This window comes from Pseudomonas uvaldensis (genome assembly GCF_021271205.1).
Lineage (GTDB): Bacteria > Pseudomonadota > Gammaproteobacteria > Pseudomonadales > Pseudomonadaceae > Aquipseudomonas > Aquipseudomonas uvaldensis.
In genome coordinates this window covers 475,900-502,389 of record NZ_JAIWKS010000005.1, presented here as the reverse complement: position 1 = coordinate 502,389, position 26,490 = coordinate 475,900, and the positions used below count along the sequence as shown (strand labels likewise).

Sequence of the window (26,490 nt, the reverse complement as noted above, 5' to 3'; positions counted from 1 at the left end):
GGTTCCATGTGTGCTTAAGGGGTGAAAACAGAGTGCCTGGAAAAGCAGGCGCGAGTCAGCCAATGTAGCGGCTGACTCGGCGATTGCCTAGGGGGGCGGCTCAATCGGCGGGGTTGGTGAGCCGCGCACGCACCACCTGCGCCGGTGCGAAATGGCAGGTGAACGTACTGCCATGGCCGGGCACGCTGCTGATTTCCATGCGTGCGCGATGACGCAACAGCACGTGTTTGACGATGGCCAGGCCCAGTCCCGTGCCGCCGGTATTGGAGTTGCGGCTGGAGTCGACGCGGTAGAAGCGTTCGGTCAGGCGCGGCAGGTGTTTGCTGTCGATGCCGATGCCCGAATCCTGCACGCTCAGGTGCGCGCCCTGCATGTCACCCCACCAGCGGATGTGGATCCGGCCTTGCTCCGGCGTGTATTTCACCGCGTTGAACACCAGGTTGGAAAACGCGCTGCGCAGTTCTGCTTCGCTGCCCTTGAGCTGGACTGTCGGGTCGGCTTCCAGGGTGATGGTCTGTTGCTTGGGACCGGACAACTCCCGGGCATCTTCGCTGATGATTTGCAGCAGATCGTCAATGGCCACTGGCTGATTGTCCGACGGGTAATCGGTCGCCTCCAGCTTCGCCAGCAACAGCAAGTCATTGAGCAGTGTCTGCATGCGTCCGCCTTGCTGCTGCATCTGTTGCAGGGCGCGGCTCCAGCGCGGGTTCACTTCCTCGACGTTGTCGAGCAGGGTTTCCAGGTAACCGCAGATCACCGTCAACGGGGTGCGCAGTTCGTGGGACACGTTGGCAATGAAGTCCTTGCGCATCTGTTCCAGCTGATGGATGCGCGTCACGTCCCGCACCAGCATCAGGTGCTCGTTGTTGCCGTAGCGGGTGATGTACAGCTGGATGCGCAGCCGGTCGTTGGTGGGCGAGGGGATTTCCAGCGGCTCGGCATAATTGGCCTGCTCGAAGTATTCCTTGAAGCGTGGGTGGCGTACCAGGTTGGTCACTGGCTGTCCGCTGTCCTGAGGGGTTTTGAGGCCCAGCAGGGTTTCGGCAGCGCGGTTCCACCACTCCAGGTTGCCCTCGCTGTCGAGCATGATCACCGCGTCTTTCAGCGCGGCGGTGGACTCCTGGACCCGGTCGATCACCGCTTGCAAGCGGCCGCGAACGCGTTGGTCGCGTCGTTGCAAGTGATAAATGCTGTCGAAGACCTCGCCCCACAAGCCATAGCCGTCGGGTGGGGCTTCGTCGGGTTGGTGCAGGCGCAGCCATTCATGCAGGCGCAACAATTGTTTCAGGGTCCAGGCCAGGTAAAGCCCCAGGCCCGCAGCCAGGCTCCAGCCGTAATAACCGCTGATCAGGCCGATCACCAGACAGCCGGTCACCAGCAACAACATGTGGCGAATCAGGGTGCCATGCCAGTTTTGATTCAATTGAAGGTGCGTCCTTGTCAGCTTGTCGGGCGGTAAGGGCTCGGATCAGGCCTTCGTCGAAAAACGATAACCGGTGCCACGCACGGTTTGTACCAGATTCTCGTAGGCGTCGCCGAGGGCCTTGCGCAGACGGCGGATGTGCACATCCACGGTCCGCTCCTCGACATAGACGTTGCCGCCCCAGACTTGATCCAGCAATTGCCCGCGAGTGTAGGCGCGCTCCTGGTGGGTCATGAAGAACTGCAACAGGCGGTATTCGGTAGGGCCCATCTCGGCGGGCTTGCCGTCGATGGTCACCCGATGGCTGATCGGGTCGAGCAGCAGGCCGCCGACTTCGATCGGCGCTTCGCCATCGGTGGGACCCGCGCGACGCAGCACGGCCTTCAGGCGTGCCACCAGCTCCCGTGGGGAGAAAGGTTTAGTGATGTAGTCGTCGGCGCCGACTTCCAGACCCTGGATCTTGTTGTCCTCTTCGCCCTTGGCGGTGAGCATGATGATCGGAATGTCACCCGTCAGCTCGTCGCGCTTGAGGCGTCGCGCCAGCTCGATGCCGGACGTGCCGGGCAGCATCCAGTCCAGCAGGATCAGGTCGGGCTTGCGGTCGATGATGATCGCGTGGGCCTGTTGAGAGTTTTCTGCTTCCATGCAGTCATAGCCGGCCATCTCCAACGCAACGGCGATCATCTCGCGGATGGGCGCCTCGTCGTCGACGATCAGAATGCTCCTGCCAACCATGGGGTAATCCTCTTGTCATTTAACTGTCTTGCGCCGCATTAGATAACGGAATTATTGCAGTCGTGTGACAGATATTCCGCCTTCCGGCAGCGAAACGGATCCTGGACTAAGCTTTTCAGTCCGAATCCTGACAACCACAAAAGAAGGTTTCCATGACTTACTTCACCCAAACCACCAAGGCGCTGGCGCTCATGGCTGCCCTGGCGTTGCCGGCGATGGCGTATGCGGCTGAGCCGGCGATGGTCGATCAAAAGCACCATGTGCTGACGGACCACGGGGGCATGGCGCTTTATACGTTTGATAAAGACTCGGGCGGCAAATCGATGTGCAACGACCAATGCGCCAAGAACTGGCCGCCGCTGATGGCTGACAATGGCGCCGAGCCCGTGGGCGAGTGGACGTTGATCACCCGCGAAGATGGCAAGCAACAATGGGCCTACGAAGGCAAGCCGATCTACACCTACGCCATGGACAAGAAGGGAGAGAAGCCGACCGGTGACGGTAAAGGCGGCGTTTGGCACGTCGTCAAGGCTGACTGACGGGAAGACGCTTCTGTGGCGAGGGAGCAAGTCTCTCGCCACAAAGGTTTTCATGAGCCCCATATTCACCGCTGGATCAGCGCAACGCATAATCCAGCACAATCCCCACGAAAATCGCCAGCCCGGCCCAGTGGTTGTGCAAAAACGCCTTGAAGCAGCGCATCCGGTCCTTGCCACGGGTGTACCAGAACTCCCAGGCAAAACACGCGGCGGCGGCCACCAGCCCCAGGTGGAACCAGCCGCCCAGCTGGAATTTCGCTCCGGCCAACAGCAGGCAGCCCAGTGCCAGGCCCTGCAACGTCAGGATGATCACCCGGTCGGCATCGCCGAACAGGATCGCCGTGGATTTCACGCCGATCCGCAAGTCGTCGTCGCGGTCGGTCATCGCGTAGTAAGTGTCGTAACCCACCGTCCAGAGCAGGTTGGCGATGTACAGCAGCCAGGCGGCCGCCGGCAGGTGGCCGGTTTCGGCGGTGAACGCCATCGGCATGCCCCAGGAGAACGCCGCGCCCAGCACCACTTGTGGGTAATAGGTATAGCGCTTCATGAACGGATAAGTGCAGGCCAGTGCCAGCCCACCGAGGGACAGCAGGATGGTCGGCGCATTGGTGCACAGCACCAGCAGGAAACTCACGGCCATCAGGACGGCGAAAAACACCAGCGCTTCTTTCGAGCTGATCTTGCCGCTCACCAGTGGGCGTTGTTCGGTGCGCTTGACGTGGCCGTCCACCTTGCGGTCGGCCCAATCGTTAATGACACAACCGCCCGCCCGGGTCAGCACCACACCGAGGACGAAGATCACGATGTTGGCAAGGGAGGGCGATCCCTCACCGGCAATCCACAGCGCCCACAGGGTCGGCCACAGCAGCAGATAAATACCGATGGGCTTGTCCATGCGGGTCAGTTGCAGGAAGTCCCAGGCCCGTGGGTTCAGGCGATTCAGGGATTTGAGCAGTTGCAGGTACATCAGCAAGTCTCCGAATAGGCGCGGGCGACACTCCACAGGCGCGGCAGAAAGATTTCCGCCACCAGCACGCTCAACGTGCCGCGGTCGAAGCGTGAACGCCGACCCCACAGCTCAGGGGCGCGTATTTCCACCGGCAGCCACGGCTCGGGGTAATGGCAGACCTCGATGTCGCCGCGCTGGAACGCCTGGTCGCAAAACAGCAGCTCTCCCAGGGAGCGGCTGCCCAATTCATCCAGCTGCAAGCCGTCACCCTGCAACGCGCTGCGCGCCGCCACGCTGCGGGCGAACACCCAGGGCTCGCCATGACCGCGCAGGTACACTTCGCGCACCCAGCCTTCGCTGCCTTCCGGCAGGTCCAGTGCGACACATTCGTCGGCGCGCAACGGCTGCCAGCCTTCGAAGACCGGCGTTATGCTGAAGCGCTCATTGGACAAACGCGTGAGGCGCCGGGTCAGGGAGCCTTCGTCGAACAGCCAGTCGAGCACGCAGGCATCGGGACGGGGCGACAGCAAGTGCCGGGGCCGCCATTGAAGTGTAGGAAATATCGAATTTGTATGCGGCACGGGGGTCTGGATTGGCAGCAAAGGAGGCCGCGAGCTTACCATGTCGACCGGCGGTTTTGCCTGGCCCGGCCCACGTCGCGCCGATCATGCTTGCATCTGTCGCGATCGATCAGTACAAAACGCCCTGAGCCGGAAGGGCAGCTGCAAAATGACCCAAGCATGCCGGCAAATGCCTGACACCTGAGGAAGTACCCGAATGAAGAAGTGGCAATGTATCGTCTGCGGCCTGATCTACAACGAAGCCGAGGGTTGGCCGGATGATGGCATCGCCCCTGGTACGCGCTGGGAAGACGTGCCGGCAGACTGGCTTTGCCCGGACTGCGGTGTGGGCAAAATGGATTTTGAAATGATCGAAATCAACTGATCATTTCTTGAAAAGGAGAGCAACATGAGCGCACCTGTCGTCATCGTCGGTACCGGCCTGGCCGGCTACAACCTCGCCAGGGAGTTTCGCAAGCTCGACAGCGACACCCCGTTGCTGCTGATTACCGCCGACGATGGTCGCTCTTATTCCAAGCCGATGCTCTCCACGGGCTTTGGTAAAAACAAGGACGCCGATGGCCTGAGCATGGCCGAGCCGGGGGCCATGGCCGAGCAACTGAAGGCCGAGGTACGGACCCACACCCGCATCAGCGGCATCGACCCGGGTCACAAGCGCTTGTGGATCGGTGAGGAAGCGGTGAACTACCGCGACCTGATCCTGGCCTGGGGTGCCGAAACCGTGCGCGTGCCAGTGCAGGGTGATGCCGCTGACCTGATCTTTCCCATCAATGACCTGGAAGACTATGCGCGCTTTCGAGCGGCGGCCGTCGGCAAGCGCCGTGTCCTGCTGCTCGGTGCCGGCCTGATCGGTTGCGAATTCGCCAACGATCTGATCCTCGGTGGCTACGAAGTGCACCTGGTGGCGCCGTGCGAGCAAGTCATGCCGACGCTGCTGCACCCGGCCGCTGCCACGGCAGTGCAGGCCGGCCTGGAAAGCCTCGGGGCGCGCTTCCACCTGGGGCCGGTGCTCAACCGCCTGCAACGGGTGGCCGACGGGCTGGAGGCGCACCTGTCCGATGGGCAAGTGATTGCCTGCGACCTGGTGGTTTCGGCCATCGGCTTGCGTCCGCGCATCGATCTGGCGGCCGCGGCGGGTCTGGTGGTCAATCGCGGTGTGGTGGTTGACCGTCACCTGAAGACTTCCCATGCCAATATCTACGCCTTGGGCGATTGCGCCGAGGTCGATGGCTTGAACCTGTTGTACGTCATGCCGTTGATGAGCTGCGCTCGTGCCCTGGCCCAGACCCTGGCCGGCAACCCGACCGCCGTCAGCTATGGCCCGATGCCGATCACCGTCAAGACGCCCGTGTGTCCATTGGTGGTCTCGCCTCCACCACGGGGGCGCGAAGGTGAGTGGCGTGTAGAAGGGCAGGGCAGCGACATCAAGGCGTTGTGTCGCGATGCCCAAGGTAACCTGCTGGGCTATGCCCTGACCGGTGCGGCGGTGATGGAGAAACTGGCGCTGAACAAGGAACTTCCGCCCTTGTTGGCGTAAATACTGGTCGTTCTGTCGCAAAAACCCTACTTTTGGTCTCGCAAAGGTCGCTCGGGTACTGGCGTCGTCCTCGGCCCCGTGCCATCCTCACTCCGGTCTGCCGCAGAGTAGAGCCTGCGGTGCCTTAGGGGCTGTTCCCATGAGACCAGTCCAGACATAACAACAAAAAATCGTCAAAGGGGCTTCATTCATGCGTAAACCAGAACTCGCCGCCGCCATCGCGGAAAAAGCAGACCTCACCAAGGAACAGGCCAACCGGGTCCTCAACGCCGTCCTCGAAGAAATCACCGGCGCCCTGCACCGCAAGGACAGCGTTACCCTCGTAGGTTTCGGCACCTTCCTGCAACGCCACCGCGGCGCCCGCACCGGCAAGAACCCGCAAACCGGTGAGCCAGTGAAAATCAAGGCCAGCAATACCGTTGCATTCAAACCGGGCAAGAAACTGAAGGATCAGGTGAATTAATCATTGCCCCGGGGCCCTCGTTCAGAGGAAAAAAGGGTAGTAAAAAGGGTACGCCGGTAAATCGGGTACCCTTTTTTATTTTGATGCCCACCGCTCGCGTCAATCGAAAACCAGGAGATCGCAGCCCTTGTCGTCAAGCATGTCGGTGAACGATGGCAGCCGGGCGACGAACTCCGTTTCGAACGCCAGGTAGCGATCCTGCGTCGGCAAATAACGAATCTGCGGTTTGATGCGCCGGATATCCTGGGAAGACAGCTTCAGCACCTGATGGCTGCTCTGGTTCCAGAACCAGGCCAGGGTGTGGGAGCCGAATGTCTGGGTCTCGTAATTCCAGACCCACCAATCGCCATGTCCGCGGGACACATGGATCTTGCCGTGAAACGTACGCAGCGTGATCACCTGCTTGGGTTGCGTGACGAGCAGGCGCGTGTCCTGGCGCAGCTCGCTGCCGAAGCCGTCCAGCACCGCCTTCGTTGCGGTCCCGGTTACCACGTTGAAGCGCCACGCCAACAGCACCGTCTCGTGAAAGCGCGGGTCTTCGAGGTTGGGTCGCTTGTCTTCGCTGAACAACAGGACTTCATCGCCCCCCAGGTACGCGCTCGAAGCCCTCAGGGTATAGCCATCAACCACTGGCATTGGTTTGGCGGGCAGGGCGGGCTGCCCGGTGTCCTGATGCCAGATCCAGCACGCCGGCCCGTTGTGCTGCATGAACAGCAAGCGGCGTGACCCGATGGGCAGGAGGGTGAGTTCATCCGGGTGTTCGAAGATCACTTCACTGCCATGGGCCGTGATCCGCCAGATACGCGTCAAAGGCTCTGGCTGGTAAAGGCGCTGGCGTTCGAATAGTTCATCGTCGAGCACTACGCAGGGCTGTTCGAACTCTGGCCATTCCATCCCGCAGGGGCCGAAGGCGCGGACAGTCTCGCCTTGGCGGATTTCGTACTGATAGCGATCCTCCGAGCTGTAGTCGCCTTTTTTGACCCGTCGTTTCCAGACGCTGCCTTGAGCACTGGCATCGATGAGCGTCAGATCGGCGCCATCGACCCTGTCGTTGCGGTGTTCGAGCATGTCCTGTTCGGTGGGTGGCCAGGGGTTGTAATCGATCAGAAAGCACAACCACTGATCGTCGTCCTGCTCGGTGACGGCAGCCCAACCGTTGCGGTAGTTGTATTCATGGACATAGGTGGGGCCGGGATAGTCATGCACGTCCTGCAGCCAATTGAGCTTGCTGCGTCTGGGCTTGGTTTTCTTGCGATTTGAGGGGGCAGGCGTGGGCGGCTCGATCAACGTCGGGCTGAGGGGCAGTTCCGCGGCACGGTCCTGCCAATGGCTGGCAAACGCCTCGCGCTGATCGGCCGCAACAATGACCGGTCGATAATCATCGCCACCGGCGTCCAGGTTCCAGAGATCGTAACCCTGGCGCGTGAGGACGCCTGCCAGCGCCTGGAAACAGACCTCCGGCATTTCGTTGGCAAGCTCATCCAACAGCGCTTCGAAAGGCGGGCCGGAAAAGACGTCGATATCGGGGTAGTAATGTTGGAACAGCGCAAGCAGCTCGCCGCCCGGGGTTTTCCAATCGATATGGATCAGCGGATCAAAACCAGGTGGCATCGCGCCTGCTTCCCTTTGATAGAGTATGTGCCCATCTTAGCCTTGGACAGGGCATACGATGCCAGGACGACGCGGTGCTTACGAGTGATCGTGCGCAAAGGCGATGCAAAGTGAGACGGGGGTCATGGCCCGGAAAATGACTCGCCTGGGTGCCTTGATTGTTACCATCCATTGCTTGAAGATCTGCCGCTTGCCAAAGCCTCTCTTTTGCCTGGAAACGATCCGAATCATGACGCTCTATCGCCTTCAAGAAGCCGATCTCGATATTCCTGACAGCTGGCATGACCAGAGCATCAATATCTTCAAGTTGCCTGCCGTGGGCGGTGCCAAGGAAGCCAGTTTCGTCATCAGCCGTGACCCGAGCCGGGGCGACACGCCGTTCGATGACTACGTGGCCCAGCAATTGGCGAGCGCCGAACAGCAATTGCCCGGTTTCAACCTGATCAAGCGTTGGGACTTCTTGCTCCATGGCTATGCCGCCGTGCTGCTCGATTACAGCTGGCAACGCGAGGGTCGCGAGTTGATGCTGCGCCAGGTGTTCATCGACCGCCAGCCCGTGGGGTTGATCACCACGCTGACGACCACGCCGAACGACCTGGTCCACCACGAGCCGGCCTGGAAGGCGGCGATGCATTCCTTTAAGGTCCTGCCTCAGACCGCTTGATCACTCCGGGAAGATCACAACGCAATGGATATGCTGGCCGCTGCGCGTCTTGGCGATGAAATAGCCCACGGTTTTGGTGTCGCCGCGATGGTGGCGGGCGCCGTCGCGGGGGCGTTGATCGGTGCCGCGGTGGTGGCGGCCACCGTGGCGACCGGTGGCGTGGCGTTGGCGATCATGGCCGGTTCGATTGCCGCTGGCGGCCTGTCGATGTTCCAGATCCTCAAGGGCCTGAACACGATTTTCAACCTGCCCGAGCCCACGACGGGCGCGTTGATCATGGGCAGCCTGAATGTCCAGATCAACCGGCGCAATGCGATGCGCGCTGGCATGGACACGGCGGCCGGCTGCACCGGCTTGCCCATGAACCATCCGATCTGGCCGTTCCCGGTGTTGATCGCCGAAGGCAGCGCCACCGTCTTCATCAACGGCAAGCCGGCCGCGCGCTTGCAGAGCAAGATGGTGTGCGGCGCGCACATCAAGACCGGCAGTTCCAATACGTTCATTGGCGGGCCCACGGTGTCCGTGGCGTTTGTGCTCGACCTCGAAGGCTGGTTGCACACCGGTCTCGAAGCGTTGGGGATGCTGGCCGCGGGGGCTGCACTGGTATTGGCCGCCATGGCAGGGGCCGCTGCCCTGGCCACCGCCGTTGCCATAGGTGCCGCTGCGATGGGCGGCATGGCCCTGCTGGGCGAGCTGGGCGATCGCCTGGGGCCGGGTTATCGCGACCTGTTGCAGGGTGTGGCGGGGATGGCTTTGCTGGGCATAGGGCCGAAGTTGGCGAAGCTGGGCAAGCCAGCCACCCCGCCCAAGACGCCCAAGACGTTTGAAGAGGTTTACGCAAAGGCACCGGCAGCCAAAGCGGAAATCGATGCCGTCGCCGATGAGATCGCTGCCCAGTATGGAGGCAAGGTCGCCAAGGCACCGATCAAATCCGAGGCGCGTGCCCGACAGAAAATCGATAACGATTACGGTGGGGATGCGACCCGGATCAAGGACCTGGCACGCAACACGATCATCGTCGAGTCCGACCAGATCAGCGCCGTTGCGACGGAGCTTGGCAAGCGAGGCGCGAACGTGAAGGTCATTGAAGGCGCCACCAATGAAATGGGCTATAGCGGCGTTAACTCGACCTTGCCAACCCGTGCGGGCATACCGGGGGAAATCCAGGTGAACTCGCCGGAAATGATCTATGCCAAAGAGCCGGAACCGCTGGCTCGGGCACTGCTGGGGGACGACACCTATAATGCCGTTGCCGCTAAAACCGGGGTACCTGGAGGGCTGGGTCATAAGTATTACGAGGACTTCCGGGTCTTGGACAAGGCCAGCCCGGAGGCGCAAGCTATTGCGGATAAGAGTAAAGCCTATTACGACGCGATAAGGGGGAACGGTGGGAATTAAGGATCTGAGCGCCTTCGCGAGCCGGGATGTGTTTCTGGATTACGACTTCGAGGAGGTGACCTACCGCTGGGACCATCGCACCAAAACAGTCTTCGTGAAATTCTACGGAGCGGCTGAAAGCGACCGGCCAGTACCGGCGGATAACCGGCTGTACAACGATGCAATCTTGTACGGCCGTGAGATTTCCAAAGAAGAATACGAGAAAGGCTTCGAGCGCCGATGAGCATTCTGGATGCTGCAATCGCCCTGGCTGCACGGGTCCACGCGGGCCAGGTGGACAAAGCGGGCAAACCCTACATTCTTCACCCCCTGCGCCTGATGATGGCGTTCGAGGGGCTTGAAGAACAGCTGGTCAGCTTGCTTCACGATGTGGTCGAAGACGGCGATGTCACCCTCGATGAGTTGCGCTCGCTCGGTATTCCGGAGACGGCCGTGATCGCTATCGATTGCCTGAGCAAGCGCCCGGGCGAATCGTACGAACAGTTCATTGCCCGGATTCGCCCCAATCCGCTGGCGACCAAAGTGAAGATCGCGGACATCCGTGACAACCTCGACCTCACCCGACTGCCCGTGGTGCGCGACAAGGATCTGGAACGCGCTGCGAAATATCATCGGGCATTACTCTACTTGCAAGCGCCGCTTGGGTTGTAGCGCAGGATCCAACGAGGTGCTCAGGCCAGGGTGTCGAACACCAGTGAGCCCTTGATCGTCGCCCAATGCGCGGCTTCGGCATCGCCGAGCTTTTCGGCTTTCACATAACTCAGCGCCAGCAGCTTGCGAGTACCGGGCAGGACCAGGGCCAGTTGGTACTGGAAGACCTTTTCAGTGCCCTTGTTGAACTGGCTGCGCAGCTCGATGCCTTCGACGTCCTGGTGGGGCCCCAGGCGCACGGCGAAGCCGGGTTGGCAGCGCAGGTCCTGGACCTGTTTTTCCAGGCGCGCCAACTGGGCGTCGAGGTTGCTTTGCAGGGTTTCGCCTTCAGCCAGCAGGCTGCGGCTGACGATCAACGAGGTGCCCAGCTCAGGGAACTTGAGGATGTTGATCGTCGCGTCGAGCAATTCGCCGGGCGGCAACTGGAACTGGAACTCATTGATGCGGTAAGTCATGGCGCATGGATCTCGGAATTAGCCCTTGGACGACGGGAACGCGGCCTTGATGTTGGCGTCGATGCTGGCTTTCACGCCCTGACCATCAGGCGTGGCGCCGGGGCCGCCGCCGTTGTTCAGGTGCAGCACGCCGCCGGTGTTGAACTCGGCATCGCCGCTGGCATAGAAACTGATCTGCACGCCCGTCAGGTTGATCTGGCCGCTGGCGTTGAGCTCCAGGATGCTTTCACCGCACACCAGGCGCAGGTTTTCGCCCACCTCGATCACATAGCTCTGGCTGATGCTGTCGGTCTTGCGCTGGCCTACGGACAGGATGTCCTCTTGCTTGACGATGCGCAGGCGGTTGTTGCCGATAGTCACCGTCTCGTTGTGGCCGATGCTCTTGTTGCGGTCGTTGCCCACCGAATGGCTTTCATCCACCTCGACCACAATGTCCTGGTTGCGCTCGGCATGGATGTACAACTGCTCGGCGCCCTTTTTGTCTTCCATGCGGATTTCGTTGAAATTCGCAGGCGTGCCGCCCTTGCTCGAACGGCTTTTCATACCGCTCTGAGTTGCATTGGCGGGCAGGTCGTAGGGTACGGTCTGTTCGGCGTTGTAGACGCGACCGGTGATGATCGGGCGGTCGGGGTCGCCTTCCAGGAAGCTGACGATCACTTCCTGACCGATGCGCGGGATCTGCATCGAGCCCCAGTTTTTCCCGGCCCAGGCCTGCGACACGCGAATCCAGCACGAGCTGTTCTCGTTGGACTGGTCGTGACGGTCCCAATAGAAATGCACCTTCACCCGGCCATACTGGTCGGTCCAGATTTCCTCGCCCTTGGGACCGACCACCAGCGCGGTTTGCGGCCCTTTGACGACGGGGCGGTGGGTGATGGGCAACGGGCGATAGCTTTGCTGGGCGTCGATGCAGGTCAGGCTGCTTTCGAACTGGGCCGAAGGGGTGCCGACACTGGTTTCGCCGCTTTCCTGGGAAAGGTAGTAACGAGCGCCAACGATCAGGTATTCGCGATTCTGGTCCTGGCGGTTGAAGCCGGTCAGGCTGAACAGATGCCCCGAGCCCAGGCCCCGGGCGTTGCCGGCCAGCTCGACTTGTTCATGCTGGGTCTGCAAGGCTTCGATACGGGTGCGGGCGTAGTGTTCGCCGTCTGCGCTTTGCACGTAGGTGCCGGGATAGTCGTATAGCGGATAGTCGCCGGCGGCGTGCGGGCGCGGCATGGCCGAGCGCACATCGATGCGGGCGCTGGGGCGCTGGAAGTCATAGTCGTTGAGCTCCAGGGAGCCGGGCTGGACTTCCTGGGCCAGGTGCCAACCGTTAATGTGATCGCGTTCGCGATGCTGGTCATTCTTCGGGTAGTAGGGCACCGATTCGTACCCGGGCGCCTTGGCGTGGGCGCCGTAGGCGTCCGCCAGCACCAGCACATGACGGCCCTGTTCGTGGCGGAAGAAGTAATAGATTCCTTCCTGTTCCATCAGGCGGCTGACGAAATCGAAGCTGGTCTCGCGATACTGCACGCAGTATTCCCACTCGCGATAGGGGCGGCTCAGGGCGTCCTCGAAATCCGAGAAGCCCAGGTCGCGGAACACCTGCTTGATAATCTGCGGGATGGTCAGGTTCTGGAAGATCCGGCAATCGGAGGTCCGGGTCAGCAACCACAGCCAGGGCCGCAGCGTGGCTTGGTAACTGGCGAACTGGCCCTGGTCGACGTTCTGGCTGAAGCGGGCCACGATGCCGTGGAAATGCCGCTCGCCACCGCCGTCCAGCTGCATGCTCACGCACATGGGCTTGCCGAGCACCTGGTTGAGGTCGATGGCGTTGTCCAGCGAGTGCAACTGCAACTCATAGTTGAACAGCCTTCCTAACTCTTCACCGCCGCCCATGTCCTTGAGCAGCAGCACCTCGGGCCCCAGGGGGCTGGTGATTTTGGCCAGGCGTGAGGCTTGGTTGAATAACATCGGTTATCTCGTCGTTGTAGGGACTGCGTCGCGTTTTAACTGCCGGAACCGGATCGACTTGTGGGAGCGGGCTTGCTCGCGAAAGCGGTGTGTCAGTCGACTGTGATGTCGCTGACAGATTGCATTCGCGGGCAAGCCCGCTCCCACATTGATCGTCTTCTTCCCGTCGCTAGGCCGCGTCGCTGAAATCGTATTGCAATTCGTTGTCCACCGCACGGATCCGTACGCCCGCCAGCGCCTTGCCTTCAAGCATGCGCGTCAGGAATTCACGGCTCATGTCCGGCAGCAGGCTGTTGGTCAGGATGGCGTCGATCATGCGACCGCCGCTTTCGGTCTCGGTGCAACGGGAGACGATCAGGTCGATCACCGCGTCGTCGTAGTCGAACGCCACTTTGTGGGTGTTTTCCACGCGCTTCTTGATGCGGTTGAGCTGCAGGCGGGTGATGGCCTTGAGCATCTCGTCGCTGAGCGGATAGTACGGAATCGTCACCAGGCGACCCAGCAGCGCCGGCGGGAAAATTTCCAGCAGCGGCTGGCGCAGGGCCTTGGCGATTTCTTCCGGCTCAGGCACGTTTTGCGGGTCCTTGCAGACGTCGGCGATCAACTCGGTGCCAGCGTTGGTGGTCAGCAGGATCAAGGTGTTCTTGAAGTCGATCACCCGGCCTTCGCCGTCCTCCATCACGCCTTTGTCGAACACCTGGAAGAAGATTTCGTGCACGTCCGGGTGGGCTTTTTCCACTTCGTCCAGCAACACCACGCTGTAGGGTTTGCGCCGCACCGCTTCGGTCAGCACGCCGCCTTCGCCGTAGCCGATGTAGCCCGGTGGCGCGCCCTTGAGGGTGGACACGGTATGGGCTTCCTGGAACTCGCTCATGTTGATGGTGATGACGTTTTGCTCGCCGCCATACATGGCTTCGGCCAGGGCCAGGGCGGTTTCGGTCTTGCCCACGCCGGAGGTGCCGGCGAGCATGAATACCCCGATCGGCTTGCTCGGGTTGTCCAGGCCGGCGCGTGAGGTCTGGATGCGCTTGGCGATCATCTGCAAGGCATGGTCCTGGCCGATGATGCGTTTTTTCAGGTGCTGGTCGAGGTTAAGCACGGTTTCCAGTTCGTTGCGGGCCATGCGGCCCACCGGGATACCGGTCCAGTCGGCGACTACCGACGCCACGGCCTGGTAATCCACGGTCGGCAGGATCAGCGGGGTCTCGCCTTGCAGGGCCGTCAGGCGCTGTTGCAGATCCACCAGTTGCTCGCGCAGAGCGTGGCTTTCGTTGTCGGAAGCTTCGCTGGCGGCTTCGCTGTCCACCACGCCGACGCGCTCGCGCAGGGTGGCGCGGGTGGCGAGCAGTTCGTCCACCAGGGCTTTCTCTTCGGCCCAGCGGCTTTCCAGTTCGGCCAGACGCTCGCGCTCGGCGCTGAGCAGGCTTTCAGTCTGGGTCTGGCGAGTGCCGATGACCACGCCGATGGCATGCTCGCGCGCGATGATCTGCAGTTCGGTTTCCAGCGCTTCGATGCGCCGACGGCTGTCATCCACCTCGGCCGGCACGGCGTGTAGGCTGATGGCGACGCGGGCGCAGGCGGTGTCCAGCAGGCTCACGGATTTGTCCGGCAACTGGCGCGCCGGAATGTAGCGATGGGACAGCTTGACCGAGGCTTCCAGGGCTTCGTCGAGGATTTGCACCTGGTGGTGCTGTTCCATGGTCGAGGCCACGCCGCGCATCATCAGCAGCGCCTTGTCTTCCGACGGCTCTGCGACTTGCACCACTTGGAAACGGCGGGTCAGCGCCGGGTCTTTTTCGATGTGCTTCTTGTACTCGGCCCAAGTGGTTGCGGCCACTGTGCGCAGGGTGCCACGGGCCAGGGCCGGCTTGAGCAGGTTGGCCGCGTCACCGGTGCCGGCGGCGCCACCGGCACCCACCAGCGTGTGGGCTTCGTCGATAAACAGAATGATCGGTTTCGGCGAGGCCTGGACGTCTTCGATGACTTGGCGCAGGCGCTGTTCGAATTCGCCTTTCATGCTCGCGCCGGCCTGCAACAGGCCGACGTCGAGGCTGCGCAGTTCCACGTCCTTGAGGGACGGCGGCACGTCGCCGGCGACGATGCGCAGGGCGAAGCCTTCGACCACGGCGGTCTTGCCCACGCCGGCTTCGCCGGTGAGGATCGGGTTGTTTTGCCGGCGACGCATAAGGATGTCCACCAACTGGCGGATCTCTTCGTCGCGGCCGACGATCGGGTCGAGCTTGCCGCTGCGGGCCTGTTCGGTCAGGTCGACGGTGAAGCGCTTGAGCGCTTCCTGTTTGCCCATGGCGCTGGGGGCCATGGCACCGCTGGCTTCGCCGGGCACGCTGCCGGCGTTGAAACCGTCGCTGGCGGTCAGGGCGTTTTCCGGCGAGTCGCCGATGTACTCGTCGAAACGCTCGCTCAGGGTCTCGACCTTGACCTTGTCGAACTCCGATGACAAGCCCAGCAGCGCGTGGCGCAGGCTCGGAGTCTTGAGGATACCGATCACCAGATAACCGGTGCGCACCTGGCTTTCACCGAACATCAGGCTGCCGTAGACCCAGCCGCGTTCTACGGCTTCTTCCACGTGGGACGACAGGTCGGTGATCGACGTCGAGCCGCGTGGCAGGCGGTCCAGGGCATCGGTCAGGTCGCGGGCCAGGCGCGCCGGCTCGACGTTGAACTGGCGGATGATGCGGTGCAGGTCCGAGTCCTGCAACTGCAGCAACTGGTGAAACCAGTGGGCCAGTTCCACATAGGGGTTACCGCGCAACTTGCAGAACACGGTGGCGGCTTCGATGGCTTTGTAAGCCACGCTGTTGAGTTTGCCGAACAACGCGGCGCGACTGATTTCACCCATGCTCATGGCTCCTTGAGGTCTGTGAGGTGTTGGCCTGTTCGGCGTAATGCCGGGCCAGTATTAAATCGTTGGCATCGGTTTCGGGCCGGCCCAGCCAGGTATTGAACCCCAGGCGGAAGCGACCGTTGAGCTGCAGCGCCGGGACTTCGGGCTGTTCCAGGACCAGGTTCAGGTCCCAGTCCAGTTCGTGCCCCAGGTATTCGGCGACCCAGGCCACCAGCTCGTTGAACGGCTGTTGGCCGGGGAGCATGCCCATGTAGTCGACGAGCTTGAGCGGCCCCAGGCGAATGCGGAATTTGTGCTGGCGATCCCACACATAGCGGCCTAGGCAAAAGTCGGTGCCCAACTGGTTGGCGCTGACGCCTACGCGGCTGCGCTCGGGCAGTTCCAGCCATTGGCCGACGTATTCCTCGATCTCCACCGGCAGACCGAAGTACTCGCTGAGAATCGCCTTCAAACCGTCCGGGTAGCGGGTCTGTGCCGACAGGTGGCCGCTGTAGTGCAGCTTAGCCGTGTCCGGAATCAGGCCTTGATTGAGCAGGCTAGGCATGCCGCGGCCACTGAGGGCGGCCAGGCGCGCCGACCAATAATCATCATCCGGTCGGTCGTGGCTGACGGTCGGTCGCGCTTCAGCCCAGGCCCGGTAAAACAGGCTGAGCAGGCGATGATGAAACACGTCGAGAAAACGCTTGCTGGTGCTGTCGGCGTGGTTGCGCTGGCGTTCGCGCACATATTCGGTGATGTGCAACGGCATCGGGCCGTTGGGGCCACCGAGGCCGAAGAAGAACTGCTCCAGGCGCGCCGGCGTGCCGTCGGCACCCGGTTGTACCGACGCGAGGGTGGCCGGGGCGAAGGTGCATTCGGGCTGTTGCCCCAGGCGCAGCGGGTCATCGGCCAGGCGCACGGAATGGCCCAGGCGCGGCAGCTCGGGAGATTCGCATTCGATACGCCGCAAGGCCTGGAAGAAGTCATATTCCCAGGGCTCCTGGCGCATGGCGTCCAGGGTACTCACAGGGTCGGACGACGTCCGGGCTTGGCTTTCCATCGCATGATCTCGCCGCGTTCGGTGGTACGGATCACCGTCTCGGTAAAACTGTTGATCGACACGTAGCGTGCCAGGAAGCGTTCGAACACGGCGCCGAGCAGGAACACGCCGGTGCCGCGAAACGCGTTTTCATCGAATTCCAGGGTGATCTCCAGGCCGCGACCGAACACGATTGGGCCGGGCATTGGCAGGCGTCGGGTGCAGGCCTTGCTGCTGACTTCCCGCAGACCTTCGATCTGCAATTGCAGCGCCGCGTCGTTGTTGTCGCCATACAGGCGCAGCAGTTCGCGAAGCGCCGCGGCGCCCTGGCCTTGCTCGCTCAGGGACAGGTAGTTCAACGACAACTGGCTGATCAGCCGCCAGGCCTTGGCATCGTGAGCGTGACTGGCCCGTGGGCGGCTTGGGCCGGCCACGCAGCGCACGGCCCCGACCGGCGCGCTGTCGGCCAGGGTGAAGTCGGTCTTGCCGTTGCCCACGCTCATGAACAGCGGCAGGTCGCGGTTGGTGCACAGCGCCGTCACGCCCAGTTGGCGCAGGTCGTGGCGGTAGGGAGCCTGGTGGCTGTCCACCAGGCTGACGAAGGTTTCGCTGCCGACGTAGGTCGAACGCGGACCGTTGCGTCGCTGATCGCTGGACAATACCCGCGGCTCTCGGCGCACGCTGTAGTACGCCAGGTCACGGCCATAACGGGACGGGTCGCGCACCGCGTAGAACGGCAGGAACGGTTGCTCCGGCCCGGTACCGTGGCCGGTGAGGGTACTCAGTGAGTGCACTTCGAAATCCATCGGCCGGGTGCGGTCGGCGATCACGTGGTGTTCGTTGACCCGTTCCGACAGGTGGATGCGATCCAGGCGCTTGGGAAACAGGTTGATGGCCGGGGTGCAGAACGGCAGGAACTGCGAAACGCCGACGCTGCCTTCCAGGCTCGGATCGTGGCGGTCGAACAGCACGATCAATTCCAACTCCTGACCGTCGCAGCGCTTGACCGCTCGGCTGAGCTGGGTGAAGTCGACAAACAGGAAGCGCTGGGGCAGGGCAAAGTATTCCTGCAGCAGGCGATAGCCCTGGAAGGCCCGTGGCACCACCGGAAGTGCCGCATCCGCATCGTCGAAGCCACGGGACCGCAGCGCGTCCTGTGGCAGGCGTTCTACCCAGTTGCCGCCGGGCTGGCGGGCGAACACCGCGCAGGCGTTGCCCAGCAATTGTTCATACAGGCGGAAAGGCTGTTCGTCGGCGCCGCTGAGGTACAGCGGCAGGTTGTCCAGGGCCAGGCTGTTGAACGGCAGTTCGGCACCGGTGCGCAGGGTCAGGCGCAGGCCGGCCTTGGCCTTCGGCTCGCTGGCGGCCAGGCGCCCGAGCACGGTGGACGGGTTGCCGAAATACTCGGCCTGGCTGACTTGCAACGGCCACAACGTCACCGCATGGGTGGTGCGGTACTCGCAGCAGGTCTGGGTTTCCCGTCCCAGTGCCGCCCGCAGCACGCTGTCGCGAGGCAGCTCGAAGCCGCTGCTCAGCGAACCTTCATCCGGATCGGCCTGCATCTGCACCACGGTCATCGACGGCGTGGGCGCCAGGTAATGCGGGTAGGCGATTTCCAGCAGGTTGTGGGTGAAAGTCGGGTATTCGGCATCGAGCTTGAGCTGCACTCGGGCCGTCAGGTAGGCGAAGCCTTCGAGCAGGCGCTCGACGTACGGGTCGGCACAGTCCATTCCGGACAACGTCAGCCGACTGGCGATCTTGGGGTATTCCTTGGCGAACTCCGCCGCGCTTTCGCGCACGTGGTGCAATTCCTGGTTGTACAACTCCAGCAGGCGCGGATTCATGAGCGCCTCCGCTGGTCGGCGTTGACCACCCGCACATGGCCGGTTTCCAGGTCCAGGTCGGTTTGCAGCATCAGGCGCAGGGGCACCGGCTGGGCCCACAGGTCGCCTTCGATTTCGAAGCTCAGGGCGTTGTGGTTCATTTCCGCCGTCGCCCTGGCCCGCACCCGCAGGGTGTGGCGCAGGATCCGCGGTTCGTACGTGGCGATGGCCTGGTGGATCAGTGCTTCGAGGGCCGGGACGTCAACGTTCGACGCGCTGTTGCCGGCCAGTGCCGGCAGTCCGAAATTCACCACCGACGTCCCCGCCGGGGTATGCAACGTGGCGTCGTGGCCGAGCAAGCAGGTGGTGTTGAGCAGCCACGCCAGGTCACGCAGCACCGAGGCTTTCAGTTGGGTGAGCGACAGCACGCGCTTGTCGGCACTTTCCTTGGGGTTGGTCGGATCGTCGTCGGTCAACCGGTCCAGCAGGGACGGTTGCAGGCGATCGCGGGTGGCGATTTCGGTTACCACGTAAAGGGCGCCACGTACATTTTCTGGTCCCAGTGACCCGGCCCGCAGGAGGCGAACTGGCTCACTTGCGAGACTTCCATCGTTCCCTTGATCTGGCGCACCGCCTGGAGTTTGGTCAGACAATCGCGGCTGGGGGCTGGCATATGCTCGCTGCGTTCAACGGTGAAGATCGGAACTTGATTGAACATTTCCACGCGCAACTGCTTATCGGAACCCAGGCTGAACTGGCAAGGCCATTCCATATCGAGTGTCAGGCGGCTCTGGTCAGGTTTGACAAGTGTGCAGCGACCTTGATCATTGACCAGACTTATCGGCTGTCCGACGAAAACTGCCTGGGTCGGCGCGGCAACAGCGTCTGTGTCCTGCCCGGCGCATGCACTCAGGCTGACGAAGCTTGCCGTCAGCGCCGAAAGGAACATTGGGCTGCGCATCAGGTAAGCTCCCAGAACCAGACGGCCTTGGACCTCGCGAACAAGTCTCCACTCTTGGTCAGGCCACGGTTCCACAGGTCAATGTGGTCGCCGGTAGGTCGACCGGCCGTATCGCTGCTTTGCTGGTAGCAATCCTTGAAGAAAATGATGCCGGTCTTGCCCATCAGCGTCGTACGGTCAGCCACGCTGTTGGTGTAGATCTTGGGTGGGCCGAGCTGGCTTTTTTTCCATAACCAGTTCGCTAGTGACTCCGCGCCACGGGCGTGCCCATGCGCGCATCGAGGGTCGAGCGTATAAGTCGAGGAGTTGACTGGCAACGTCCGTTCGCCACACAAGGCGATACTCATGCGAATGGCGCACTGATTGATCCAGGGGCCGTCGCAGGCCGGCGTCGCCGACGGGTAGGGCGGATAGCTGTTCCACAAATTGATAAACGAAGGCTTGGCCATGACTCAGATACCGCGCTGTAGAGGATTGGATTCGAGCAAGTACCAAACACCCCCGGCGCGTGGCACCGGGGGCGTGTTCGATTACACCTTGACGTTCTGACGCACGTTCCAGCCGAACTTGACCGGGCCGCCTTCCTTGGTGCCGTCGGCTTTCTGCGGCTGGTAGTCCACCAGCACCTTGGCGAAGTTCAGGGTGACGTTTTCGGTCAGGCGGTCATCGCTGCCCGAGCCGCCGGTGCTCAGGGACGTGATCAGCACTTCTTCCAGGTTGATGATCATGTACTCGACCTGGCTCTCGCCGCCGGCCTTGCGCACGGTCAGCTTGACCTTGTCGACGTGCTTGCCGCTGGCGCAGTGCATCATCAGGTTTGGCGAGGCCTTGTCGACGTACTTGGTCAACGACAGGTCCTGGATGTTCACCTTGCCCGCGCCACCGCCACTGCCCATGTGCATGTTGCCGGACTGGGACATGCCCCAGCTCCAGTTCAGGACGTCGATCTCGTCCTTGTGGGCCTTGTCCATGGACTCGCCCTTGATGTCGCCGATCTTGATGAAAATATCAACAGCCATGTTTTCTCCCTGTGTGGTTTCTAACCACATTGTTTGGTTGACGCTGACCTTGCGAAATCTATTTGAATGTCAGTCAGGACACAGAACCTGTGGGAGCGGGCTTGCTCGCGAATACGTCGGGTCAGTCGACATCAATGTTGGCTGATCGACCGTATTCGCGAGCAAGCCCGCTCCCACACAGGAGCGAGCCCTCTCCAACAAAACCTCTGTTTACGCGCCCTTGGCCGAAGGCAGTTTCGATACCAGGCGCAGCGACACGGTCAGCCCTTCGAGCTGGTAGTGCGGGCGCAGATAGAACTTGGAGTTGTAGTACCCCGGGTTGCCTTCGACTTCTTCGACGATCACTTCGGCCGCCGCCAGTGGGTGCTGGGCCTTGGTGGTTTCGGTGGAGTGCGCCGGGTCACCGTCGACGTAGTTGAGGATCCAGTCCTGCAACCAGCGCTGCATCTCGTCCTTCTCTTTGAAGGAGCCGATCTTGTCGCGCACGATGCACTTCAAGTAGTGGGCGAAACGGCAGGTGGCGAACAGGTACGGCAGACGTGCGGCCAGGTTGGCGTTGGCGGTGGCGTCCGGATCGTCGTATTCGGCCGGTTTCTGCAGCGACTGGGCGCCGATGAACGCGGCGAAGTCGGTGTTCTTCTTGTGCAGCAGCGGCATGAAGCCGTTCTTCGCCAGTTCCGCTTCACGGCGGTCCGAAATGGCGATTTCGGTCGGGCACTTCATGTCCACGCCACCGTCATCGGTAGGGAACGTGTGGGCCGGCAGGTTCTCCACTTCACCGCCCGATTCCACGCCACGGATGCGCGAGCACCAGCCGAAGTGTTTGAACGAGCGGTTGATGTTCACCGCCATCGCGTAGGCGGCGTTGGCCCAGGTGTACTTGGAGCTGTCGGCGCCGTCGGTGTTTTCTTCGAAAGCGAAGGCTTCCACCGGGTCGGTCTTGGCGCCATACGGCAGGCGCGCCAGGAAGCGCGGCATGGTCAGACCGATGTAGCGCGAGTCTTCCGACTCACGCAGCGAGCGCCAGCCGGCATATTCCGGAGTGGTGAAGATCTTGGTCAGGTCGCGTGGGTTCGACAGTTCCTGCCACGAGCCCATGCCCATCACGGTCGGCGATGCCGCGGAGATGAACGGAGCGTGCATGGCGGCGCAGACTTTCGACAGCTCGCCCAGCAGTTCCACGTCCGGTGGCGACTGGTCGAAGTAGTAGTCGCCTACCAGGCAGCCATAAGGTTCGCCGCCGAACTGGCCGTATTCTTCTTCGTACATCTTCTTGAAGATCGGGCTCTGGTCCCACGCGGTGCCCTTGAACTTCTTCAGGGTCTTGTGCAGGTCGGTCTTGGAGATGTTGAGCACGCGGATCTTGAGCTGCTCATCGGTCTCGGTGTTGTTGACCAGGTAGTGCAGACCACGCCAGGCGCTTTCCAGCTGTTGGAAGTCCGGGTGGTGGATGATCTGGTTGACCTGGGCGGTGAGCTTGGCGTCGATGGCGGCGATGATCGATTCGATCGACTTGATGGCGTCGTTGGACACCAGGTCGGTCTGCGCCAGGGCCTGCTCGGCCAGAGTGCGCACGGCGGTTTCCACCGCTTCGCGGGCGCGCTCGGTCTTGGGCTTGAATTCTTGCAGCAGCAGGGACGCGAACTCGCTGGTTTCTTGTGTCGCGCCCAGGTTCTGGGCGCCTTCGCGGGCTGTATTGTCAGTCATGTCATTGATCCTGTGCTGGCTTCGGCGCGCTCGCCAGGGCCTGCAACAGCGCTGGGTCCTTGATCGCCTTCATGATGATTTCTTCGGCACCGGTCTTGCCGTCCATGTAGGTCAGCAGGTTGGCCAGTTGGGTGCGCGCTTCGAGCAATTTGTTCAGCGAGTCGACCTTGCGGGCCACGGCCGCCGGGCTGAAGTCGTCCATGCTTTCGAAAGTCAGGTCCAGGCTCAGGTTGCCTTCGCCGGTCAATTCGTTGGGTACATGGAAGGCTACGCGCGGTTGCATGGCCTTGAGGCGCGAGTCGAAATTGTCGACATCGATCTCGAGGAACTTGCGATCGGCCACGGGTGCCAGAGGCTCGGCGGGCTTGCCGGCGAGGTCAGCCATAACCCCCATGACGAAGGGCAACTGGACCTTTTTCTCGGCGCCGTAGAGCTCGACGTCGTACTCGATCTGCACTCGAGGCGCGCGGTTGCGCGCGATGAACTTCTGAGAACTTTGCTTCGCCACGTTGCTGCTCCTGGTCGCTTGAGCGACGGTGTTGGCGTCATCCGGCGGTACCGGTGACGTGACTGCGTGATCCGCTCGCTTTTATTCGCTGTCTGGGCCGCGCAGGTTTTCAAATTGACTCATGCCGTCGGGAATCAGGTTACGCACGATGGTCGCGAAGTCGGCGTTAACCAGAAGCTTGGCCCGATTCAACAGCACCGGCAGGGGGCTGGAGGGCTCATGACGGGTGTAGTAAGCGAGAACCCGGTCCAGGCTACGCAACACGTCGTCGCGGTTGTTGATTTCACCGCTGACAGTGCTTGTGCCGGTGTTGCGCGGCGCGCTCGGCGCATCGGCGTGTTGAGTCGACGGGGAGCTGTCGCTGGAGACAGCATCGGAAAGGGTACTGTCGCCGCTCTGCTGGCCGGACTGACCGAGAATCTGCAAGGCCATCTTCAGGGGTTGTTTCAGCGGGCCAAGGTCCACGCCCTGGGCGGAACCGACCTGATCGCTGACCTGCTGCTCGATGGCTTCGGCGGCGTTGCGGGCCTCCTGCAGGGCCGCCCGGGTGTTTTCCAGTTGCTCGGGATCGCTGTCGAGCAGCGCTCCGGCGAGTTGTTCGGAGCCGAGGCTTTCGTCGGCGAAACTTTGCAGGCCACTGGCGTTGGCGGCGGCGCGCAGGGTGATCGTACCGAAGGCGCGCGAACGGACGAGAATGCTCTCGCGCAACAGTCGGATAGTGACATCGGACGTCAGGCCGGTGAGGGCGTTGATGCGTACCGTGGGGTCATTGTCGTCATCGGCGTCCAGGCGTGGATGCAGATCGGCCCAGTATTGCTTGAGCAGTTCGCTGATCAACGTCAGTACGCGCGCCAGCCCCGGAATGCCTTCCAGGGCCAGAGAACTCTGTAGCAGGAAATGGGTGATTCGCAGGTCTTTGCTGCGCTGCAACAAGTCCAGGCTCTGCTGCTGGATGCTGCGCCACTCAGGGGGTTCGGCAGGAAGGATCGAGTCGCCCATGCTGCGTTCGGGCTGGCCTCGGGATTCACGCTCCAGGCGCAAAAAGTCCGCGTCATATTCCAGGTCTTCACCGCAAGGTGAGGTCGCGGAAACGGCGGCGAGCAACAAAGGCACATCCACTTGGATCGATCTCCCTATCGCCCGCTGAATGACAGTCGGGCCGTGCATACGCAAGTTCCGGGTGGAATCGCGCATCAAACTTTGCATATTCCTGAGGGTAATGGCCGTTTAGATGCTGAATGATCTTAAAGTGCCATCACTCATATTCAAGAAGTTGTGCATTTTTGGTGTAGTACTTATCGCTTGTCAAGGTAAGCTATTTCCGGTCTGTTACAGTTGTGAGGCGCTTAACAACCCGTACGACTGGCGGGTCGAGAAGGGTGCCGGGACAGGCTTTTTGTCATGCAGGCCGGTTAATATCAGCCATCATGCTGGCAAAAAGCCGTTTCGTGGCTGTTTCCCAGGGTTTTGGACGGCGGTCGTCGGGACGAAATGCCCTCGATTCGCCCGAGCGCGACGATGTATAAGAAGTGTTCAGCAAGGAGGCGAGATGCCGCTGTGTTTGACTATCACTAGTTATCACAAGATTACCCCCGGCCAGTGTTCTGAGAAGACACTGGATCAAGGGGTGATGGCAATTGGCCGCAATTCCGATAATGACTGGGTATTACCAGACCCCGAGCGCCTGGTGTCCGGTAAACATTGCGTCATTCAATGCAGAGACGGGCGATATTACTTAACCGATAACAGCACTAATGGCGTGGAATTGGTCAAGGCCGGTGTTCGCCTGCGTAAAGGCAACAGCGAGCTGCTGCAGGATGGCGAAATTATCCGTATTGGTGATTACGAGATCCAGGCGCGCGTCGATTTCAACCTGCCGGTCACTGACAGCAACCCCTTCGCAGAAGCACCGAGCAGCTTTGAAGCGTTGATGGGGCGCCAGAGCGCCGCCGTGAATACACCTCAGTCGATCCCCGCTGTATCGCCAGCGCAATTCCAAGGCGTGTCGGCCATGGACACGATGCCCGACCTGTTCGATTTCCTCACACCGCCGAGTGTCCCTCCGGCAACCCAGCCTGATCACGTACCGGCTCAACAGCACGATTTCCGCCCGCCGACGCCGGTGCCGCGTCCCAGCCCACCGCCCGTGGTCGAACCTGTGGCGATGACGGCTGCCCCGGTGATTCCGGAAGATTGGGACCTGTTCAGTGACAAGCCTGCGCCCGTCGCACCGCCTCCTGTCACGTCAATGCCCGTGGTCGAGCCCGTCTCGATCCCGGTACCGCCAATACCGGCCGCTGAAATCCCCGTGCCCGAAATTGCGGTGCCTGATTTCAACGCACATGAGATCAGAGTGCTGGAGCCCAACCTGCCGGCTGAACCCGCGCCGCCTCGTGAGCCGCCGGTCTCCCGGGTCGAGCCACCCGTCGCGCCTGCCCGGCCGGTCGATGCCGGCGAACCCGATCTGCTGCAAGCCTTCCTGCGCGGCGCCGGGCTGGATCAGTTGCGTCTGGACAAGGCGCAGGCCGAGGCACAGATGGAAAACATCGGCCGCAGCTACCGGCTGATGGTCGAGGGCCTGATCGATGTCTTGCGGGCCCGCAGCAGCCTCAAGGGTGAGTTCCGCATTCAGCAAACGATGATCCAGCCAGTAGAAAACAATCCGCTGAAATTCGCCCCCAACGTCGACGAAGCGCTGTTGTTGCTGTTGCGTCATGGCAACCAGGCGTTCATGGCGCCGGACGCCGCCGTGCGCGACAGCTTCGACGACCTGCGCGCCCACCAACTGGCCGTCATGGCCGGCGTGGAGGCGGCCATCAAACATCTGCTGGCGCGTTTCGAGCCGACGCAATTGGAAGAGCGCATGGGCAAGCCCGGCGGGTTGTCGACTATATTCAGCGGCTCGCGTCAGGCCCAGTACTGGCAGCAGTTTACTGAGCTCTACAGCAATATTTCCCGGGAAGCCCAGGAGGATTTCCAGGACCTGTTCGGTCGAGAATTCAGCCGTGCCTACGAAGAGCACAGCACACGACAGCGACGTCGCTGAACGACGCCCATAACCCTCCATCAATCAAACAACGGATAGCTCAAACGTCATTGAGGACGCAGGATGATTCCCAGGTTTTTCTTCGCAGTCGCCACCGCGCTTCTGTTGACCGCGTGCGCCAAGGACACGGCCAAAACCCAGCCCGAGGAGGCTGAGGCCGATACCGCCGCCGTCGAGTTGCATTTTCATTCCATAGCCGGCCTCAACCCCGGCGCCACTGGCCAGCCGGCCCCGGTCCGGGTGCGTATTTTCGAACTGAAGAACGCCGCCACCTTCGGCCGTGCCGATTACTTCGCCCTGGCCGAACGGGCCCAGGCGACCTTGGGCGCCGACCTGATCGACCAGGACGAAGTGCTGGTCCACCCCGATCAGCAACTGAGCCTGCAACGCGATCTCGATCCGTCGACCCGGTTCATCGGCATCCTGGTGGGCTATCGCGAGCTGGACCGGTCGCAGTGGCGCACGGTGTTGAATGTCCCGGCGCGCCAGTACACCGAATACCAGATCAGCCTCGACGTGCGCGCCGTGCGCAGCGACGTCGTCGTTCCCCCATCCAGCCCTGCCCAATAAGCAATCGGAG

General features: G+C 61.8%; 27 protein-coding genes. 10 read left to right on the top strand and 17 right to left on the bottom strand.

Translation table 11 applies throughout. The features are described from left to right. Nucleotides 1–100 precede the first annotated feature (100 nt). Together phoR and phoB are read right to left on the bottom strand one after the other, a co-directional pair. Nucleotides 101–1,387 (bottom strand): phosphate regulon sensor histidine kinase PhoR, encoded by a 1,287-nt coding sequence (gene phoR, locus LCU97_RS14700; RefSeq protein WP_232776983.1) that lies wholly within the window; start codon nt 1,385–1,387, stop codon nt 101–103. A gap of 81 nt (nt 1,388–1,468) precedes the next feature. After that, entirely contained in the window at nt 1,469–2,158 is a 690-nt protein-coding gene (gene phoB / locus LCU97_RS14695) for a phosphate regulon transcriptional regulator PhoB (RefSeq protein WP_053148877.1), read from the bottom strand. A gap of 152 nt (nt 2,159–2,310) precedes the next feature. On the opposite strand from phoB, the gene LCU97_RS14690 reads away from it, so the two are divergent. Next, nucleotides 2,311–2,697 (top strand): COG4315 family predicted lipoprotein, encoded by a 387-nt coding sequence (locus LCU97_RS14690; protein ID WP_053148874.1) that lies wholly within the window; start codon nt 2,311–2,313, stop codon nt 2,695–2,697. 76 nt (nt 2,698–2,773) lie between these two features. Here the strand turns inward: LCU97_RS14690 and ubiA are convergent, their stop codons facing one another. Further along, on the bottom strand, nt 2,774–3,664 hold the full coding sequence (gene ubiA, locus LCU97_RS14685) for a 4-hydroxybenzoate octaprenyltransferase (RefSeq protein WP_053148871.1): 891 nt from the start codon (nt 3,662–3,664) through the stop codon (nt 2,774–2,776). Beyond that, nucleotides 3,664–4,227 (bottom strand): chorismate--pyruvate lyase family protein, encoded by a 564-nt coding sequence (locus LCU97_RS14680; RefSeq protein WP_232776951.1) that lies wholly within the window; start codon nt 4,225–4,227, stop codon nt 3,664–3,666. The genes ubiA and LCU97_RS14680 overlap by 1 nt, the downstream gene beginning before the upstream one ends. A 196-nt stretch (nt 4,228–4,423) precedes the next feature. Between LCU97_RS14680 and LCU97_RS14675 the strand changes: the two genes are divergently transcribed. From LCU97_RS14675 to LCU97_RS14665, 3 genes are all read left to right on the top strand, one after another. Then, nucleotides 4,424–4,591 (top strand): rubredoxin, encoded by a 168-nt coding sequence (locus LCU97_RS14675; RefSeq protein WP_053148867.1) that lies wholly within the window; start codon nt 4,424–4,426, stop codon nt 4,589–4,591. A gap of 24 nt (nt 4,592–4,615) precedes the next feature. Continuing rightward, nucleotides 4,616–5,764: an NAD(P)/FAD-dependent oxidoreductase gene (locus LCU97_RS14670; protein ID WP_053148864.1), complete on the top strand. Its 1,149-nt coding sequence runs from the start codon at nt 4,616–4,618 to the stop codon at nt 5,762–5,764. A 190-nt stretch (nt 5,765–5,954) separates the two neighbouring features. Continuing rightward, nucleotides 5,955–6,227, top strand: a complete 273-nt coding sequence (locus LCU97_RS14665) for an HU family DNA-binding protein (protein ID WP_232776948.1) — start codon at nt 5,955–5,957, stop codon at nt 6,225–6,227. Nucleotides 6,228–6,326: 99 nt separating this feature from the next. Here the strand turns inward: LCU97_RS14665 and LCU97_RS14660 are convergent, their stop codons facing one another. Beyond that, nucleotides 6,327–7,838 (bottom strand): hypothetical protein, encoded by a 1,512-nt coding sequence (locus tag LCU97_RS14660; protein WP_232776945.1) that lies wholly within the window; start codon nt 7,836–7,838, stop codon nt 6,327–6,329. A gap of 229 nt (nt 7,839–8,067) precedes the next feature. Here LCU97_RS14660 and LCU97_RS14655 point away from each other — a divergent pair, with 229 nt between their 5' ends. From LCU97_RS14655 to LCU97_RS14640, 4 genes are read left to right on the top strand one after another with little or no spacing between them, the layout of a single operon-like run. After that, on the top strand, nt 8,068–8,502 hold the full coding sequence (locus LCU97_RS14655; protein WP_232776942.1) for a DcrB-related protein: 435 nt from the start codon (nt 8,068–8,070) through the stop codon (nt 8,500–8,502). A gap of 24 nt (nt 8,503–8,526) precedes the next feature. Continuing rightward, the gene (locus LCU97_RS14650; RefSeq protein ID WP_232776941.1) at nt 8,527–9,900 is read left to right on the top strand and encodes a PAAR domain-containing protein; all 1,374 of its coding nucleotides are present in this window, start codon (nt 8,527–8,529) and stop codon (nt 9,898–9,900) included. Continuing rightward, nucleotides 9,890–10,123 carry a hypothetical protein gene (locus tag LCU97_RS14645; RefSeq protein ID WP_053148849.1) on the top strand — a complete coding sequence of 78 codons (234 nt, stop codon included), beginning with the start codon at nt 9,890–9,892 and terminating at the stop codon, nt 10,121–10,123. Before LCU97_RS14650 ends, LCU97_RS14645 begins: the two co-directional genes overlap by 11 nt. Further along, the gene (locus tag LCU97_RS14640; RefSeq protein WP_232776938.1) at nt 10,120–10,551 is read left to right on the top strand and encodes a GTP pyrophosphokinase; all 432 of its coding nucleotides are present in this window, start codon (nt 10,120–10,122) and stop codon (nt 10,549–10,551) included. Before LCU97_RS14645 ends, LCU97_RS14640 begins: the two co-directional genes overlap by 4 nt. 20 nt (nt 10,552–10,571) lie before the next feature. Here LCU97_RS14640 and LCU97_RS14635 read toward each other — a convergent pair whose 3' ends face one another. From LCU97_RS14635 to tssA, 12 genes are all read right to left on the bottom strand, one after another. Further along, complete coding sequence (locus LCU97_RS14635; protein ID WP_232776937.1) at nt 10,572–11,006, bottom strand: DcrB-related protein; 435 nt, start codon at nt 11,004–11,006, stop codon at nt 10,572–10,574. 18 nt (nt 11,007–11,024) lie between these two features. Continuing rightward, nucleotides 11,025–12,962: a type VI secretion system Vgr family protein gene (locus LCU97_RS14630; RefSeq protein ID WP_053148841.1), complete on the bottom strand. Its 1,938-nt coding sequence runs from the start codon at nt 12,960–12,962 to the stop codon at nt 11,025–11,027. A 169-nt stretch (nt 12,963–13,131) separates the two neighbouring features. Next, nucleotides 13,132–15,822, bottom strand: a complete 2,691-nt coding sequence (tssH, locus tag LCU97_RS14625; RefSeq protein WP_053148838.1) for a type VI secretion system ATPase TssH — start codon at nt 15,820–15,822, stop codon at nt 13,132–13,134. Beyond that, nucleotides 15,815–16,867: a type VI secretion system baseplate subunit TssG gene (gene tssG / locus LCU97_RS14620; protein ID WP_053148835.1), complete on the bottom strand. Its 1,053-nt coding sequence runs from the start codon at nt 16,865–16,867 to the stop codon at nt 15,815–15,817. Before tssG ends, tssH begins: the two co-directional genes overlap by 8 nt. Continuing rightward, entirely contained in the window at nt 16,831–18,690 is a 1,860-nt protein-coding gene (tssF, locus tag LCU97_RS14615; protein WP_232776936.1) for a type VI secretion system baseplate subunit TssF, read from the bottom strand. The genes tssG and tssF overlap by 37 nt, the downstream gene beginning before the upstream one ends. Then, entirely contained in the window at nt 18,687–19,199 is a 513-nt protein-coding gene (gene tssE / locus LCU97_RS14610; RefSeq protein ID WP_053148829.1) for a type VI secretion system baseplate subunit TssE, read from the bottom strand. The genes tssF and tssE overlap by 4 nt, the downstream gene beginning before the upstream one ends. Then, nucleotides 19,193–19,618, bottom strand: a complete 426-nt coding sequence (locus LCU97_RS14605) for a hypothetical protein (protein ID WP_232776935.1) — start codon at nt 19,616–19,618, stop codon at nt 19,193–19,195. Before LCU97_RS14605 ends, tssE begins: the two co-directional genes overlap by 7 nt. An 11-nt stretch (nt 19,619–19,629) precedes the next feature. Continuing rightward, a complete protein-coding gene (locus LCU97_RS14600) occupies nt 19,630–20,079 on the bottom strand; it encodes a type VI secretion system amidase effector protein Tae4 (RefSeq protein WP_053148820.1) in 450 nt (149 codons plus the stop codon). Between the two features lie 81 nt (nt 20,080–20,160). Beyond that, a complete protein-coding gene (locus LCU97_RS14595; RefSeq protein ID WP_053148816.1) occupies nt 20,161–20,649 on the bottom strand; it encodes an Hcp family type VI secretion system effector in 489 nt (162 codons plus the stop codon). 210 nt (nt 20,650–20,859) lie between these two features. Then, a complete protein-coding gene (gene tssC, locus LCU97_RS14590; protein WP_072390825.1) occupies nt 20,860–22,356 on the bottom strand; it encodes a type VI secretion system contractile sheath large subunit in 1,497 nt (498 codons plus the stop codon). 1 nt (nt 22,357) lies between these two features. Further along, a complete protein-coding gene (gene tssB, locus LCU97_RS14585; protein WP_003177230.1) occupies nt 22,358–22,864 on the bottom strand; it encodes a type VI secretion system contractile sheath small subunit in 507 nt (168 codons plus the stop codon). Between the two features lie 81 nt (nt 22,865–22,945). Beyond that, nucleotides 22,946–23,983, bottom strand: a complete 1,038-nt coding sequence (gene tssA / locus LCU97_RS14580) for a type VI secretion system protein TssA (RefSeq protein WP_232776934.1) — start codon at nt 23,981–23,983, stop codon at nt 22,946–22,948. A gap of 430 nt (nt 23,984–24,413) precedes the next feature. Here tssA and tagH point away from each other — a divergent pair, with 430 nt between their 5' ends. Together tagH and tssJ are read left to right on the top strand one after the other, a co-directional pair. Next, nucleotides 24,414–25,910 carry a type VI secretion system-associated FHA domain protein TagH gene (gene tagH / locus LCU97_RS14575; protein WP_053148806.1) on the top strand — a complete coding sequence of 499 codons (1,497 nt, stop codon included), beginning with the start codon at nt 24,414–24,416 and terminating at the stop codon, nt 25,908–25,910. Between the two features lie 63 nt (nt 25,911–25,973). After that, nucleotides 25,974–26,480, top strand: a complete 507-nt coding sequence (gene tssJ / locus LCU97_RS14570; protein ID WP_232776933.1) for a type VI secretion system lipoprotein TssJ — start codon at nt 25,974–25,976, stop codon at nt 26,478–26,480. The last annotated feature ends 10 nt before the right edge of the window (nt 26,481–26,490 follow it).